The 231-nt window shown below is 39.4% G+C and carries 1 protein-coding gene; it reads right to left on the minus strand.

The annotated features are described in order from the left end of the window. Positions 1-231 (minus strand): winged helix-turn-helix domain-containing protein (locus AAEZ18_RS19805; protein ID WP_352256167.1); only part of this gene is annotated, 231 nt, incomplete at both ends.

The raw sequence follows: 231 nt of genomic DNA on the forward strand, positions 1-231 counted from the left end.
GACATAACCCGTACCTCTCATTGTTTTAATTCGCTCACCTGGAATATGCTCTGCTATTTTTTTGCGGATATTACTTACATGCATATCGATAGAGCGATCAAAAGAAGCTAAACGCCTACCTAGTACTTCTTCACTAATTTGCTCTTTACTAACCACTTCACCTGCATTTTTACACAATAGCGTGAGTATTTCGTACTCTGTACCAGTAAGCGTTAGTGTAGAGCCGTCTAT

The sequence above is a fragment of the Pseudoalteromonas sp. 19-MNA-CIBAN-0066 genome (assembly GCF_040308705.1).
GTDB lineage: Bacteria > Pseudomonadota > Gammaproteobacteria > Enterobacterales > Alteromonadaceae > Pseudoalteromonas > Pseudoalteromonas nigrifaciens.